Origin of the sequence: Vibrio sp. S457-15 (genome assembly GCF_000960545.1) — a bacterium.
In the GTDB taxonomy this organism is placed as follows: domain Bacteria; phylum Pseudomonadota; class Gammaproteobacteria; order Enterobacterales; family Vibrionaceae; genus Vibrio; species Vibrio parahaemolyticus.
The window spans coordinates 1-16,267 of record NZ_JYOQ01000131.1; the positions used below are offsets into that span (position 1 = coordinate 1).

Annotated in this window: 15 protein-coding genes and 2 tRNA genes; 8 read left to right on the forward strand and 9 right to left on the reverse strand. The window is 47.0% G+C overall.

Annotated elements, in window-relative coordinates:
• A partial coding sequence (locus UF05_RS14495) for a transposase (RefSeq protein ID WP_048852542.1) occupies positions 1–260 on the reverse strand: 260 nt, incomplete at its 3' end.
• A gap of 18 nt (positions 261–278) precedes the next feature.
• Here UF05_RS14495 and UF05_RS14500 point away from each other — a divergent pair.
• Complete coding sequence (locus UF05_RS14500; RefSeq protein WP_231583817.1) at positions 279–644, forward strand: tyrosine-type recombinase/integrase; 366 nt, start codon at positions 279–281, stop codon at positions 642–644.
• A gap of 187 nt (positions 645–831) precedes the next feature.
• Here the strand turns inward: UF05_RS14500 and UF05_RS14505 are convergent.
• The 8 genes from UF05_RS14505 to hppD all read right to left on the reverse strand — a co-directional run bounded on the left by UF05_RS14505 (position 832) and on the right by hppD (position 6,433).
• A tRNA-Val gene (locus UF05_RS14505) sits at positions 832–908 on the reverse strand.
• A gap of 32 nt (positions 909–940) precedes the next feature.
• Positions 941–1,017: transfer RNA gene (locus UF05_RS14510), tRNA-Val, on the reverse strand.
• A 179-nt stretch (positions 1,018–1,196) separates the two neighbouring features.
• On the reverse strand, positions 1,197–1,535 hold the full coding sequence (locus UF05_RS14515) for a hypothetical protein (RefSeq protein WP_021486447.1): 339 nt from the start codon (positions 1,533–1,535) through the stop codon (positions 1,197–1,199).
• Positions 1,536–1,653: 118 nt separating this feature from the next.
• A complete protein-coding gene (locus UF05_RS14520) occupies positions 1,654–2,313 on the reverse strand; it encodes a DUF2726 domain-containing protein (protein ID WP_025516687.1) in 660 nt (219 codons plus the stop codon).
• Positions 2,314–2,499: 186 nt separating this feature from the next.
• Positions 2,500–3,168, reverse strand: coding sequence for a maleylacetoacetate isomerase (gene maiA / locus UF05_RS14525; protein WP_005454866.1), 669 nt, complete (start codon positions 3,166–3,168; stop codon positions 2,500–2,502).
• Between the two features lie 21 nt (positions 3,169–3,189).
• A complete protein-coding gene (locus UF05_RS14530) occupies positions 3,190–4,227 on the reverse strand; it encodes a fumarylacetoacetate hydrolase family protein (protein ID WP_020840518.1) in 1,038 nt (345 codons plus the stop codon).
• A 9-nt stretch (positions 4,228–4,236) separates the two neighbouring features.
• Entirely contained in the window at positions 4,237–5,367 is a 1,131-nt protein-coding gene (locus UF05_RS14535; RefSeq protein WP_025558189.1) for a homogentisate 1,2-dioxygenase, read from the reverse strand.
• A complete protein-coding gene (hppD, locus tag UF05_RS14540; protein WP_017448597.1) occupies positions 5,360–6,433 on the reverse strand; it encodes a 4-hydroxyphenylpyruvate dioxygenase in 1,074 nt (357 codons plus the stop codon). The genes UF05_RS14535 and hppD overlap by 8 nt, the downstream gene beginning before the upstream one ends.
• A gap of 815 nt (positions 6,434–7,248) precedes the next feature.
• Here hppD and UF05_RS14550 point away from each other — a divergent pair.
• From UF05_RS14550 to UF05_RS14580, 7 genes are all read left to right on the forward strand, one after another.
• Positions 7,249–8,355, forward strand: coding sequence for a M20/M25/M40 family metallo-hydrolase (locus tag UF05_RS14550; RefSeq protein WP_025516695.1), 1,107 nt, complete (start codon positions 7,249–7,251; stop codon positions 8,353–8,355).
• Positions 8,356–8,622: 267 nt separating this feature from the next.
• Positions 8,623–10,233 (forward strand): peptide ABC transporter substrate-binding protein, encoded by a 1,611-nt coding sequence (locus tag UF05_RS14555; RefSeq protein ID WP_045545108.1) that lies wholly within the window; start codon positions 8,623–8,625, stop codon positions 10,231–10,233.
• A 166-nt stretch (positions 10,234–10,399) separates the two neighbouring features.
• Complete coding sequence (gene oppB / locus UF05_RS14560) at positions 10,400–11,320, forward strand: oligopeptide ABC transporter permease OppB (RefSeq protein ID WP_045545107.1); 921 nt, start codon at positions 10,400–10,402, stop codon at positions 11,318–11,320.
• A 9-nt stretch (positions 11,321–11,329) separates the two neighbouring features.
• On the forward strand, positions 11,330–12,262 hold the full coding sequence (locus UF05_RS14565; protein ID WP_025537636.1) for an ABC transporter permease subunit: 933 nt from the start codon (positions 11,330–11,332) through the stop codon (positions 12,260–12,262).
• A 10-nt stretch (positions 12,263–12,272) separates the two neighbouring features.
• A complete protein-coding gene (locus UF05_RS14570) occupies positions 12,273–13,256 on the forward strand; it encodes an ABC transporter ATP-binding protein (protein WP_045545106.1) in 984 nt (327 codons plus the stop codon).
• A 9-nt stretch (positions 13,257–13,265) separates the two neighbouring features.
• On the forward strand, positions 13,266–14,246 hold the full coding sequence (locus tag UF05_RS14575; RefSeq protein ID WP_045545105.1) for an ABC transporter ATP-binding protein: 981 nt from the start codon (positions 13,266–13,268) through the stop codon (positions 14,244–14,246).
• Between the two features lie 9 nt (positions 14,247–14,255).
• Positions 14,256–16,052 carry an aminopeptidase P family protein gene (locus tag UF05_RS14580; protein WP_045545104.1) on the forward strand — a complete coding sequence of 599 codons (1,797 nt, stop codon included), beginning with the start codon at positions 14,256–14,258 and terminating at the stop codon, positions 16,050–16,052.
• Positions 16,053–16,267: the final 215 nt, after the last annotated feature.

A 16,267-nucleotide genomic window follows, 5' to 3' on the forward strand; every position in this document is an offset into this window, starting at 1 on the left:
GTGGCGGCCTTTTTTACGATATCTAGCTCTTCTGCTTGTTCTGCCAACTGTCTTTTGAGTTTGGCTACTTCAGCAGCTAGCTCTTGTTCTCGCTGACTGGTTGTAGTGTTTTTCTTTACAGTCTTGCGCCAAGCGTAGATCTGAGATTCATGTAAGGAGAGCTGTCTTGCTGCCGCAGCGACTCCCACTTTCTCTGCTAGCTTCAGAGTTTCGGCTTTAAATTCAGGAGAATGGATAATACGTTTCTTCTTGTTTGTCATGATTCACCTCGTTAGTGATTGTACTCACTTAACTCGGTGTCCAAAACTGGTGGTGCGGATCATTGCCCTTACGTAGTGCATCGTAGACCTGCAAGAAACAATAATATCGCTAAGCAGTGTGACCACCGTTACCAAGTAACCAGTCGCATGATCAGCGAAACATTTTCCAAAGTACGCGACGAACTCGGTTTGTACTCTAACGTAGAAAAAGCTAAGCGCCCTACTTTCCATGAAATCCGGAGACTATCGGCAAAACTCATCGATGAAATGGGTGTAAATCCTCGCCAACGCATGGCACATGCCAGTGATAGAACCACTCAGATTTACACTGATACTCACGACGTAGAATGGCATGAAGTACCAGCCATAAGCGTCGCAATATAGCCCATTTCAAGCGCTGTACAAACTACTGTATTTTACCACCCTTTTACCACCCCCTCGAACTTTACTCAGTACTAACGCAGAGTAATAACAAGGGGAGAAAAAAGGACAAAAGAAGGAGTTTCACTTGAATATCAATAAGTTACAGACACAAAAAAGCCCACCAGAAAGGTGGGCTTCTTCTAAAATTTGGTGGGTCCGGGCGAACTCGAATCGCCGACCCCTACCATGTCAAGGTAGTACTCTAACCAACTGAGCTACGGACCCAAATTTTTTATTCCTGACCATTCAATTCAGAATGGTGCGTCCGAGTGGACTCGAACCACCGACCCCCGCCATGTCAAGGCGATACTCTAACCAGCTGAGCTACGGACGCATATCTCTGGAACGAGAAGGATATTAGCTATATCCGATCAGGGGTGCAAGCATAAATTCATCAACTTTGAATCGTTTGGTGAAAATGTAAACTCAACACCCGTTTTCAGATGATTTTATCGGCAAGCCCTTCGTCTATTGGGGATAAAAGTGTGATCTATATAACTTTTACGATTTTGTTCAATTGTCGTAAGGCACTTCACTTAACATCCAAATTTGTAATGTCTGGGAAATATCAGGGCAAAAACCAAACAGAATTTGATATTTAGGCTCAAATGGCTCACCAATGTAGGTAGTGCGGATCAGTTTACCCGTTTTGACATCGACTTGAGTACTTACTCTGCCTTTAAAGTTTTGGAAAATCACAAACTGCTCGCTGTGATAAACCATCTGTTCACGATAAAACAAAAAGTGGTCTTGTGGCGTCTCCGTCAGTTTGCACTCCAGCGGCTTTAAGCTCTGCATTCCTTGCACGTGTGGAGCTAGCAGCAACAGTACAAATATCCATCCATATCGCATACGACTTCCCTATTCCGCTTTCTTTCTCAAAGTATAGGTCTTGGCGTATTGGGCGATACAAAAAAGGCTTTGATCTACACAAATCAAAGCCTTTAGGTTTATCGTTTGATTGGTTGTATTAGTCGTCAGACTCAAACACCACATTGTAGTTTTCAGTGTAAGTACAATTAGGTTGACGACTACAGGTGAAAAATCGTCGTCCTTTAAATTCACCTTGGCTGGCAGTTTTGATGATCATAGGGCTGCCGCATTTCTTACAAAAACGCACTTCTTTCTCAGGCTCGATCAAATCAATATGCGCTGCCAACAAACGGCGTAAACGCCCCACTTGATAACTGTGTTTTACTGAAGTCCCGATCAGAGGCAAGTTGGCAGATTTACATACGTGCATCAGCAACTTCTGACGCTCCACCTTGCCTTTATTCAATTGCTGCCCGTTATCAAACTCGATAATCACGCGCGGTTCTAACGTTCTGGGATCACAAATTACGTAGTCGAAATAACTGCGCGAGATGCGATTATTGGCCACGAAAAACTGCTTTTTATTCTTGATGTCTTTCGGAGCAACCAAAGTAGACATGTTCACCTTGGCAAACACGACAGCATGCTCTCCAACTGCAGCTCTTAGCGCATTGAAAAAAGCACCTTCTTGCCCTCTTAGTAACGGGCCTTTCGCACGATATGGATAGTCACGCGTGTCATCGTGCTTAATCACGTACTTTTGAATAATAAAGAAGAATACAACCAGAAGAACAACAATGATAAAGATGTTGGTCATAGATAAAGTGCGCCCAAAACAACTAGTTGCTCAAAGCGTAAATGGAAATGCTATACAGAGCAACAAAACCTATCAATTTTGAGGTGCGATGACATAAGCCATGAAGAAAAGTTCGCGGAGGATAAGCAGAAACAAGCCAATCTTTCTAGGGATTGGCTCTTGTACGTTGTGCCTGATTAACAATCATTAAGTGTTAGCATCTGGTTGATTGTCTGGCATGGCATCAATGAAAGTTGGCAGCTGGTTGCAAGCATCTACAATTGCGTTGATAACCGGATAAGGCGACATATCCACTCCAAAACGTTGCGCGTTGTAGACTTGAGGCACAAGGCAAATATCAACGATGCATGGTGAGTCAGTCACACTGTATTTACAGTTTCCATGCTCTTCTCGATATTTGGCCAGTTTCTCTTCTAACGCAGCAAAGCCTTGTTTGATCCAGTGATGAATCCACTCCTCTTTCTGCGCTTGTTCACAACCTAATGTTCCTTCCAGGTACTGCAAGACACGCAGATTGTTTAAAGGATGAATTTCCATGGCGATGTCCTGCGCCATCGCCAACGCTTGATAACGTAATGGCGTTTGTTCAGGAATGACCGATACATCTGGGTAGTTTTCTTCAAGATATTGAATGATCGCGAGCGACTGGTTTAAGCGTAAGTCGCCATCCACCAGCACAGGTACCAGCTCTGAGGCGTTAAGATCGTGGTATTGCTCATTGTGCTGTTCACCGCCATTGCGAACTAAGTGAACAGACACTGAATCATACGCCAGTTGCTTTAAATTCAAACATATACGCACTCGATATGCCGCCGAAGATCGCCAATATCCATAAAGAATGATGTCATCGCCCATGGCTTGTCCCTATTTTGCTGTTTAATGTTTCAAGTATTGACTAACTTGCTGATCAATAGCACCAAAAATAGTATTACCTTCAACATCAAACATCTCAAGTTTGATCGAATCACCAAACGACATAAAGTTTGTCGTTGGCTTGCCATCACGAATGGTTTCGATCATACGGACTTCAGCGATACATGAATAACCAACGCCACCTTCCTCAATCGAAGTGCCATGGTCAGTGCCTTGCTTGTTGGACACCGTGCCAGAACCGATGATTGCGCCAGCCGATAGTGGGCGCGTTTTTGTGGCATGAACGATTAAGTCTGCAAAGTCAAAAGTCATATCAACGCCAGCATTAGGGCGACCAAACGGCTTGTGGTTGTAGGTGGAAACCAATGGTAAATGAACTTTGTTTTCATACCATGCATCGCCCAATTCATCAGGGGTAACCGCTACAGGAGAAAACGCTGAAGACGGTTTAGATTGGAAGAAACCAAACCCTTTTGCGAGCTCCGCAGGAATCAAACCACGCAGCGAGACGTCGTTCACCAACATAATGAGACGAATAGACTCTTGCGCCTCAGCAATACTTGCGCCCATCGGAACATCGCCAGTTACAACGGCAACTTCGCCTTCAAAATCGATACCCCATTCGTCGCTGGCAAACTCAATATTGTCGCAAGGGCCAATAAACGCATCTGAACCACCTTGATACATCAGAGGATCAGTCCAAAAACTCTCTGGCATTTGTGCACCACGGGCTTTGCGAACTAACTCGACATGGTTGACATAAGCACTGCCATCCGCCCACTGATAAGCTCGAGGTAACGGAGACTCACAGTAATGCGCCTCAAACTCTTCAAACCCAGTGACCGTGCCATTGTTCAGCGCGATGTAAATTTCTTCCAACTGTGGTGCAACAGCTTCCCAATTATCGAGCGCGACTTGCATGGTCGGTGCTAGATTTCTCGGGTGGAAAACTTCTGTTGCGGGCACGCAGCGCGTTAAGTCTTTGCTCACGACCATCAACAGACCGTCTCGAGTGCCATTTTTCTTGGTTGCTAATTTCATCCTTGCCCCTTACTTCTCTTGCCAGCTATAGACGTATTCTTTGTTTTCTACTTTATCCAGTTCATCCGAGAACTGGAGTGCATGACGGGTATCGATCATGACTGCGACCTCATCCGTAAACTTCTTCTTATATTCTCGACCCGCTTTAAACGCTTTAGGATGTGGGCCATGAGTAAAGCCTGCCGGATGAAACGTTACCATACCCGCTTCAATGTTATCGCGACTAAAGAAGTCACCTGCGTGGTAGAACAACACTTCGTCATAGTCATCATTGTTATGGTAGAACGGTACTTTAAGTGCACCAGGGTCGCTCTCAATTGGACGAGGAACAAACGTACACACTACAAATCCCGCTCCTACAAATGTAGTATGCGCCGACGGTGGTAAGTGGTAGCGATGTGACATAAGTGGACGTATATCACGCCAATTCACTTTCACTACTGCTAAGTCGCCATGCCAACCAATCGCGTCTAAAGGATTAAACGGATAGGTAATCACGCTGACTTTATCGTGGCGTTTAACCTGAACCTCAGTGCGGTTTTCAGAATATTGCGCACGAAACTCATCATTGATAGACGGAACTTCCAACACCGCAGGGTCAAATACCGCGTGATTCCCTACCATGCCCTTTTCAGGTAAGGAGTACGCTGCATCGGTGTTTTCAATCATGAGAATGAACATGGGTTCACTCGGTTCTAAACGCCAACTCGTTGAGCGCGGGATCATGACGTAATCCCCTTCGCTCACTTTCAGATGACCATAGTCACAGTAAAGATCTGCCGTGCCTTGGTGGATGAACAGCAGCTCGTCGCCATCGGCATTTCTTACCAAGAAATCCATCTTTTCATCCATGCGCCATACACGTATTTTACAGTTAGCGTTGTGCAATAGGTGCGGTACTGACCAAGGAGAGATTTGACTGGCTTTATCCACTAAGGTGAAGTCAAAAGCGCGTGGGCGTAAGTCACCTTCCCACTCACACCAACCGGTTGGCGCATGTTGATGATGAAAATGTGCCGCAGGGCCGAAAAACCCACTTCGGCCAGCTTCACGTTCATAAATTGCCTCATCCGGGAAATCCGCATGTGCTTGTTTAGAGCACACTCCCTCCCGATGCGGAAATGTGATCCATTTATGCATCGCTTAGTACTCCTCGGCGAATTTGATCTTCTTCAATCGATTCAAATAGCGCTTTGAAGTTACCTTCACCAAAGCCTTCATTGCCTTTGCGCTGAATGATTTCAAAGAACACAGGGCCAATAACAGTCTGAGTAAAGATTTGCAGCAAGATTCCGTCTTTCATTGGCGCGCCATCAATCAAGATCTGCAAATCACGAAGTTTGCTGACATCCTCAGTATGGCCTTCAACGCGCTCATCGACTTTCTCGTAGTAGGTGTCTGGAGTTGGCATAAAGTCCATACCGCGGTCACGTAACGTTTGCACCGTTTGATAGATGTCATCCGTTGTCAGAGCGATATGCTGAATACCTTCCCCGTTGTATTCGCGGATAAACTCTTCAATCTGCGATTTGTCATCCGAGGATTCATTGATTGGAATGCGGATTTTGCCACACGGCGCCGTCATTGCGCGGCTGACAAGGCCGGTCAGTTTACCTTCGATATCGAAGTATCGAATTTCTCGAAAGTTCCCGATGCGCTCATAAAAACCAGACCATACATCCATATTACCTTGCTTAACGTTGTGCGTGAGATGGTCTATCTCGTACAAGCCAACGTCTGATTTTGCTAAGCGATCGTCTGCATCGTCATAAAAACGGAAATCGACGTCGTAGATGCTCTGCTTGCCATAACGATCAACGAAATAAAGCAAGCTTTCACCAATACCGTAAATGGCAGGGATACTCAGTTCCATCGGACCAATTTCAGTTTTGTACTCTGTGCCGCCGTTTTGAATAGCATGTTCAAGCGCAACCGTCGCGTCTTTCACACGAAACGCCATACCACATACAGATGGGCCGTGAACTTTAGCAAACTCCTCCGCCTGGCTATGAGGCTGGGCGTTCACGATAAAGCTGATGTCACCTTGTCGATACAACCATGCTTCTTTCGAACGATGTTTGGCTATTTCAGCAAAGCCTAGCGATGTAAATAACGCTTTTAGTTGTTCAATGCCTTTGCTGTCAGCAGCTGTGTATTCAACAAACTCAAATCCGTCTGTACCTAATGGGTTGTATGTGTCCACCATGACTTTCTCCTTGCGTCACTAATTTGTTTACAGCCTCACTGAGCTGTTTGAACTGATTTTTCTAACTTGGCGCAGGTAGAGAGAAATTGGAATACATCAGCCGAAATCTCTATTTCTATGGGTCTTACGGAGAAATGTAAAATTAATGTTACACCACAAAATCATCAATACATTCGGTTAAAAACAACCACAAATCCAATTAAATTTCAATAAATTAGGTTGATATTTTTCGATTTACGCCACACCACCGAATGTAAACAACTTGTTACCATGGTGATTTTTATTGGCACCTAGCGACTTTAGATAAGTCTTTGGTTTCATTTAAAGAGAGGTTGGAGAGAGTGAAACAAGCGAGAGTTTCAAAACAACAAAGCGCACGTAAAAAGCGGCCAAGCTCTTATTGAACTTGGCCTATCCAGTTGGCAGTGCGAGGATATGAGTAAACAGAGACGTCATTAATCCACAAATGTGATTTTGCTTCAAATACACCCCACTTATTTACAGTGCACCTTGCAGCAATTATTGACTGCTTTCATTAGTTACATATTTGCTTCGAGCCATAGTGCATTACTGTCTCCGCTCTCAATTACCAAATTGTCACTTGCTAAACCACTTTCGTGATTGCGTCGTCACTTCTGGCATTATCCTCGGTCAGAATCGTGTCAGGCAGTGATTTTCTTTGATTCAACGCAGCTTCACCTACATAAAGCTGTGCAATAAGAGAGATTCTGTTCCCTTTCGAGTCCGTGCCATTGATTTCGAATTCACATCGTTTCTCGGTATCGCCCTCGACCCCAAAAGAAAGAGACACCCAAATGACACAAATTAATCAAGAACGTCTAGTTGAACATTTCTGCCAACTGGTTCGTATCGACAGCGAATCTATGAATGAAAAACAAATTGCAGAAACGCTGGCTGAGCAACTGGGCGAGTTAGGTTTTACTGTTCACAAACTTCCTGTACCAGAACACATTTCTAATGGCTTCAACGTGTACGCACGTTTAGAAGGGAAAAAAGAAGGCTCAATCCTAATGAGCTGTCACATGGATACGGTAACGCCGGGCATTGGTATCGAACCAATCATCGAAGACGGTATCATCCGCTCGAAAGGCAACACCATTCTTGGCGGTGACGACAAATCTGGCATCGCTGCCATCATGGAAGCAGTGCGCTGCATCCAAGCTGAAAATCTAGAACACAAAACGCTCGAATTGGCGTTCACTGTACATGAAGAAGGTGGCCTGTTCGGTTCTGAATACTTCGATATGTCTCACGTAACCTCAACAGAAGCGATCGTACTGGACACAGGTGGCCCAATTGGAACTATCGTAACGGCTGCTCCGGGCCAACAAAAGATCGTCGCAACCATCAAAGGCCGCCCTGCACATGCAGGTCTTGCACCGGAAGAAGGCATCAGTGCGATCATGGTTGCGGCAGACGCAATCAACCAAATGAAACTGCTTCGCATCGACGAAGAAACCACAGCGAACATCGGCATGGTCAACGGTGGTCAGGCAACCAACATTGTGATGCCAGAGCTTAAAATCGTTGCTGAAGCTCGCTCTCTAAATGGAGAGAAACTAGAAGCCCAAGTCAACCACATGATTTCAACATTTGAGTCGGTATGCGAAAAACATGGCGCAGAAGTCGAAATCGAATCTAGCCGCGCGTACGACGCCTTTGTTATCGAAGAAGACAACGCGCACGTAACCGCAATCAAAGCGGCGTTTGCAGATATGGGTATCGAAGCGTTCACGAAAGGCACTGGCGGCGGCAGCGATGCGAACAACTTCAACAAGAAAGGTCTGACAACCGTTAACCTATCTACGGGTATGGCTAAAGTGCACACCACTGAAGAGTTCATCGCCGTTGACGATATGGTAAAAATCTCTGAGTTCGTTAAGCATTTTTTGGTGAAGTAGCCTCACTCAAATATTTAGATTAACTTCCGACTTTCATCCCCTTCTCGCCCTGCGCGAAGGGGATTTTTATTTTTGCCCTCCATAAATATTCTTCCCTTAATGCCAACTTGGCAATCAACCGCGATAAAAATTCTACTAGCTCACTTTTTGAGACCGAACAGCCCGACTTTCAGCACCTTGTTACAACCATGTTAAAACTCGATTGTGCAGACAATTTATACAATATACATTTTGAACACCTTTCAGGATGAATAGAGTGAGACAAGGATGAAATTACCTAAACTACTTTTGCTAGCATCGATAATGAGTCCGATACTGGCTACACCGAGCTACGCAGTGCCGTATCCGGTTGGTGTGACGCTTGCAGAGACGCAAGAAATTACACTCAACAACGGGGCGGAAGTCACCTCTATCGATCCTGCAAAACAAGCCGCGGAGCCTGCGTTCAACCTTGGTCGAGACTTGTTTGAAGGCTTAACCATTCAGGACAAACAAGGCAAAACGATTCCTGGGATTGCAGAATCTTGGACGGTGAATGACAACAATACGGTTTACACCTTCCACTTGCGCGATGCGAAATGGTCAAACGGCGACGCAGTGACCGCTCAAGATTTTGTCTATAGTTGGCAACGATTACTCGACCCTAACACGGCATCACCTTACGCTTGGTTTGCCGCCATACCGAATATCCTAAACTCGCAAGCCATTATGAAAGGCGAAGCAAAACCTGATTCATTGGGAGTGAAAGCGTTGGATGAAAAAACCTTCCAAGTCACTTTGGAGCAGCCAATTCCGTTCTTCATAAAACTCCTGAGCCACCCCGTTCTTGCTCCGGTTCATCAAACAACGGTAGAGGAACACGGCAGTAACTGGACACAACCAGAAAACATCGTAACCAACGGCGCGTTTACCGTTTCGGAGTGGAAGGTAAACGAGAAGATGGTAATGAAGAAAAACCCGGACTATTGGGATGTAAACAACGTCGTCCTAGATAAAATCACTTGGCTGCCGATCGGTGATGCGAATGTCGTGCTAAATCGCTACCTAGCAGGCGAAATTGATCAGGTCATGTCGATTCCTGCCGCACAAAAAAGGAAACTAATAAGCAAACTGCCTCAAGATGTGGCTGATACAAGTGCTTCGCTCAGTTCGACTTTTTACTACCTAAATACGCAAGAAGGACCGACCAAAGATCGTCGAGTTCGCCAAGCCCTCTCCTACGCCATTGATCGCAATCTACTGACTGATTCGATTTTAAGAAATGGTGGCATTCCGATGTTCACGCTAGTACCACCGCAAACCGATGGGTTTCAATCGCACACACCGGAATATTCAAAGTGGGACCAAATCCAACGAATTGACGAAGCAAAGCGTTTGTTAGCAGAGGCAGGCTACAACCAAAGTAACCCACTTAAGTTGACGTTTACCGTCCCGACTTTCTCGATGGATGTAAAAATGGCGACAGCCATGGCGGGCATGTGGAAGAGCCGTTTAGGCGCACAAGTCACCATCAAGCAGTTGGAACCTAAAGTCTTCTATGCCTTGAAAGAACCCACAGAAATTACGCGCGGCGGTTGGACAGCCGACTACAACGAGGCATCGACTTGGTTAGATATCTTCGTCTCAAATGGCGAGTACAACGATTCACGTTACCACAACCCGAAATACGATGAGTTGATGTCACAATCTAAGACCATGAGCGACCCATCTGAGCTGTATCTGCAAGCAGAAAGCATGTTGATTGATGATATGGCGATCATTCCAGTTTACCGTCCCGGCAACGATCAATACCTGATCAAGCCTTATGTCGGTGGCTACGAGCGCACTAACCCCGAGTCCTCGTACTACCGCAAGAATGTCTATGTGAAAGTCCACTAAAGGCATGTTTCGGCCTGTGTCGATAAGGTAACTAGCACTGACATTGCCAATACATGGCATACCTTCTCGAACCTCTCTTTCCTCGGTAATGAGCACAGGCCAATTTTTTTCACCTTTTATTCGACGCGGCAGGATGTGGCGTCGTTTTACCAAAGGATGATGGATCATGATTTGGTACATTCTGAGACGGCTAGCCATCGCCGTTCCAACCTTACTGTTTATTGCACTGGTTTCTTTCTGGTTGATGCACATCGCGCCGGGTGGCCCGTTTGATATGGAACGCCCAATGCCAGAAATCGTGCGCGCCAACATCGAAGCAAAATTCCACCTTGATGAACCGTTTCTGGTTCAGTTTTGGATTTACATTACAAACTTTGTGCAGGGTGATTTAGGCCCAAGCTTTGTTTACCAAGACTTCTCTGTCACTCAACTGGTCGCCCAATCTTGGCCCGTATCGGCAATGCTTGGGGTGCTTTCTTTTAGCATCTCAGTCCCACTTGGGATGCTGCTCGGCACTATTGCCGCATTAAAGCGCAATAGCCGTTTGGACTACGGATTAATGACACTCTCGATGACGGGCGTGGTTGTTCCTGCTTTTGTTTTGGCTCCCGTGCTTGTCACCATTTTTGCTATTCAACTTGGTTGGCTCCCCGCAGGTGGCTGGGAAGATGGGCAATTAGCTTTTCTTGTTTTGCCGGTATTAAGTCTTGCCATTGGATCAGTCGCTAGCATCGCGCGTGTCATGCGCGGCGCGATGATTGAAACCCTCAATCAGCCTTACATTCGCACCGCAAAAGCGAAGGGATTATCGACCGCCTACATATTGTTCCACCATGCCCTGCGTCCGTCATTGATCCCCGTCGTCGCCATGCTCGGGCCAGCGTTTGTCTCTGTCGTGACGGGCTCTGTCATCATCGACATCTTTTTCGGCACTGGTGGTATGGGCCAGCACTTTGTCTCTGGTGCACTGAATCGCGACTACGGCTTAGTCATGGGCATCACCTTAATTGTCGCCTCACTCACCATCATCTTTAATCTTGTGGTCGATTTGTTGTACACGGTGATCGACCCACGTATCCGAGTTTAGGAGTCAAACATGTTATCGATTAAAAAACTGGATACTCAATCTTTACAAGACCAAGTCGTAGACAATATCGAAGCGGTGGAAGGTCGCAGTTTGTGGCAAGACGCCTGGGCTCGTTTTCGAAAAAACCGCGCCGCGATGACATCGATTTATGTGCTCGCATTCATCACTTTGTGCATCACGTTTGGCCCCTCGATTGCGGCCTTTGGACACGATGAGATTGATTGGGACGTACTCGCCGATCCATACGAACTAGGGAAGCCATCACTTAGCAGCGGCCATTACTTTGGTACCGACGATCTCGGCCAAGACCTGTTTGCCCGCACCATGCAAGGCGGTCGCCTTTCAATTTTAGTTGGCTTCGTGGGCGCGTTAGTCGCCGTCGTTATCGGAACGATTTGGGGCAGCATTTCAGGCTACCTAGGCGGCGTCGTAGATAGCGTGATGATGCGCATCATCGAAGTGTTGGATTCAGTACCATTTATGTTCATGGTCATCCTTTTCGTCACCCTCTTTGGCAACAACATCTACCTGATTTTTATCGTAATTGGCATGGTGTCATGGTTGGGAATCGCTCGCGTGGTACGCGGCGTGACCTTCGGGATTAAAAAGCGCGAGTTCATCGAAGCGGCACATTCCATTGGCGTGTCAAAGTTCACCATCGTTCGTCGTCACGTGCTGCCAAACGTATTGGGAATTGTAATGGTCTATTCATCGCTCATGGTGCCCGGTTTCATCATGTTTGAATCCTTCTTGAGCTTTTTAGGCTTAGGCGTCCAACCACCCGACACCAGCTGGGGAATACTGATTTCCGAAGGCGCAAAAACCATTGATGTTGCCTTGTGGATGCTACTCTTCCCATCCCTATTCTTGGTCACAACCCTATTCTGTTTCAACTTCATCGGCGATGGCTTACGCGACGCTCTTGACCCAAAAGATCGATAAGGACAACTCCATGCTATCTATTGAAAACATGAACGTGCGCTTCGATACGCCAGACGGACAAGTCCAAGCGGTCAGTAACCTTTCCTACTCTATTAAAGCAGGAGAAACGCTCGGCATTGTGGGTGAATCAGGCTCTGGTAAAAGCCAATCGGTATTTGCGCTGATGGGGCTCACCGCCGACAACGGTAATGTCTCCGGTGAAGCCTTATTTCATGGCGAGAACTTACTCTCAATGTCCAAGAAACAGCTCAACCGTATTCGCGCAGAGAAAATCGGCATGATCTTCCAAGATCCCATGACCTCTCTGAATCCATTTATGAAGATAGGTAAACAGCTAAGCGAAGTGTTGATGGTGCACAAAGGCATGAGTCGCAAGCAAGCCATCGCGGAATCAATACACATGTTAGATGCGGTGCGAATCCCATCGCCGGACACTCGCCTGAATCAATACCCGCACGAGCTGTCTGGTGGCATGCGCCAACGTGTGATGATTGCCATGGCGCTCCTGTGTAAACCAGAGCTGCTCGTCGCTGATGAGCCAACCACCGCATTGGACGTGACCGTACAAGCCCAAATTTTGACTCTGTTACGTGAGTTACAAAAAGAGTTTAATACCGCGATATTGCTGATCACGCACGACATGGGCGTTGTTGCCGAAATGTGTGACCGCGTGTTGGTGATGTACGGCGGACAAAAAATGGAACAAGCGGATACGGACACCCTCTTTGCTCAGCCCGCACACCCTTATACCCAAGGCTTACTGAGAGCAATTCCGTCGATCACCGAAGACATGCCTCGTTTGCCAACCATCCCTGGCAATCCACCGAGCGCCTTGATTAACCACCAAGGCTGCCCGTTTAGAGATCGCTGTGATTACCGACTCGCTCGCTGCCAAGCCGAAACGCCGAAGTTTATGCCGCTCAATGGTCGTCAATCCATCGCCTGCCATGTCAAAGCCCAAAGCAGCATTTCACTCATCCACCTGTCGGCTTAAGGAAACGTTATGAATCAGAAAGAAGTGTTATTGTCCGCTCGCGACCTGCAAGTGCATTTTCCTGTTTCGCGACACCTCATTCCGAGCCGAAGAAAGATCGTACAAGCCGTCAACGGCATCGATTTGGATGTTTATCGAGGCGAAACGCTCGGCATTGTTGGCGAATCAGGCTGCGGAAAATCCACCTTAGCACGTGCTCTGCTGCGCTTAGTTGAACCCACGCACGGTAAGCTCACTTGGAAAGGTGAAGACATGCGTGGCTTCAGCAAAAACAAGTTAGCACGTCGTCGCCAAGAATTTCAGATGATATTCCAAGACCCATCGGCGAGCCTCAATCCGAGATTGACGATTTCAGAATGTATCGCAGAGCCGTTACTCACACACCAGCCTCAACTTAAACGCGCCGAAGTCGAAAAACGCGTCATTGAGATGATGGACAAAGTGGGTCTGTTGGCAAGCCAACGTAACCGATATCCGCATGAGTTTTCTGGCGGTCAGTGCCAACGTGTTGGCATCGCGCGAGCCTTAATCCTCAATCCGGACTTGGTGGTGTGTGATGAACCCGTCAGCGCATTGGATGTCTCGATTCAAGCGCAGGTCATTAATTTGCTCGACGACCTTAAACAAGAAATGGGACTGACACTGGTGATGATCGCTCATGACCTAAGCGTTGTGCGCCATATCAGCGACCGAGTGATGGTGATGTACCTTGGCAAACCAATGGAAGTGGGACGCTACGACCAAGTGTTCGACGATGCTCAGCATCCCTACACAAAAGCATTGCTTTCTGCGGGGCCGATTGCCAATCCGCAACTTGCACGCAACCGCGACATCCAATTGTTGCCCGGAGACCTCCCCTCTCCGCTCAACCCACCAAGCGGTTGTGTTTTTAGAACCCGATGCCCAGAAGCTACGGAACTATGTGGGCAGCAAAGCCCTGTAAAAACAGGCACTGAGCAACATCATATTTACTGTTCAAACATGATTTAGGACGTTTTCATGAATACAACAAACTCGGTTAACCAACGCCTTTCATCGCTACGCGACGCAATGGCAAACTACAAGGTTTCGGCCTACATCGTCACAAACAATGATCCCCACAATAGTGAGTATTCCGCTGACCATTGGGCTGGACGCACGTGGATTTCTGGCTTTACTGGCTCGGCTGGTAATGTCGTCATAACTCAACAAGGCGGTGGATTGTGGACAGATGGTCGCTACTACATTCAAGCAGAAGAACAATTGCATGGAACAGGGTTAGACCTTTTCAAAGCGCGTCAGCCGGAAACCCCCACCATTCCTAAATGGCTTGCGAATACCCTCGACGAAAACAGCGCGATTGCCGTGGATGGACGCTCGATCAGCTACGCATTTTACCAAGAGCTTAAACAAGCGCTTGAGCCAAAGAACATCGAGATTGTTCTCGACCTCGATCTGATAACGCCAATTTGGACTGACCGCCCGAGCAGACCGAGCGCAGAAATTTTTGACCATCCGGTTGCGTTTTCTGGTGTAGAAACCAAACAAAAACTCGCAGATATTCGTAAATGGCTCAATGAAAACCATGCGGACTGTTTATTGGTTTCAACCCTTGACGATGTGATGTGGACACTGAATATTCGTGGCGGTGACACGCTTTACTGCCCGGTTTCAGAGTCCTATCTTATCGTCGAACGAGACCGCGCAACGGCGTTCATCGATAAACAAAAGTTACCAGCCGAGATAGAGAAGAAGCTGACTGCGCAAGGTGTGAGCGTTCGTCACTACGAGTACGTCAGCCAGTATTTGAATCAGCAATGTGAAGGCTTGTCGCTTGCTTTTAGCCCGGTTTATACCGACAGCTTGTTGGTTAACTCCATTGAGCAGAACCTTTCACTAAAGCCAATGGCTTGCCCCGTCACCGACATGAAAGCCATCAAAAATCAGACCGAGTTAGCCAATCTCGAACAGTCATTGACGGACGATGGTGTGGCCGTCGTGAAGTTCATGAGCTGGTTAGAAGACCAAGTCCCAAGCGGGCTTGTTACTGAGCTGTCAGCCGAGGCTCAATTGAAAAGCTATCGCCGTCAAACCCGCCATTATGTGAGCGACAGTTTCCGCACGATTGCGGGCTTCGCCGCACATGGCGCGAAAATGCACTACGCCGCCGATGAAGAAAGCAATGCCGTTGTCAATGAAAGCAATTTCTTCCTTGTAGATTCTGGCGGTCAATACCTTGGCGGCACAACAGACATCACCCGTACTTTCCACTTCGGGTCACCGACCATTAAACAGCGCAAAGACTACACGTTAGCGCTGAAAGCGGTCATCCGACTGACTCAGACTCAATTTATGAAAGGCTCTACGGGTGCCAATCTCGACATCATGGCGCGAGGTGTGCTGTGGCAACATGGTATTGATTACAAATGCGGTACAGGACATGGTGTGGGTATTTGTTTGAATGTCCATGAAGGGCCACAAAACTTCTCGCAAAGCCACCGCGAAGTTGAGCTAAAACCTGGCATGGTGATCACCAATGAACCCGGTGTTTACCGTGAAGGTGAATACGGTGTTCGGATCGAAAACATCATGAAAGTGGTTGAAGTCGAGCAAAATGAGTTCGGTATTTTTTATGGCTTCGAGACCATTACGCTGGCACCAATCGCCACGAACATGCTTGATGTCTCTTTGCTAAGCCATGATGAAATTAACTGGCTAAATCAATACCATTCTCGCGTCTACCAAGCACTCAACCCATCTCTTGATGAGCACGACAAAGCTTGGCTTCAGCGCGCAACTCAGTTTGTAGAGCTTTAGACAAACTGCCCTATCTCCCGATTTCATTTTCATTTCAAACTCCCTGTTTGATTGCCAGCCTTCGGGTTGGCTTTTTTTATCCGACTATGTGCGCACCTCTTCTTGTTGCTGAAAGCTTTTCTTTGCACAAATAAATATGATTAACACTCATTAGTCGTCACAGAAAGCACTAAATACGCTCCGCCGATGACCAGATACAAAAACGCCCTGCCAAT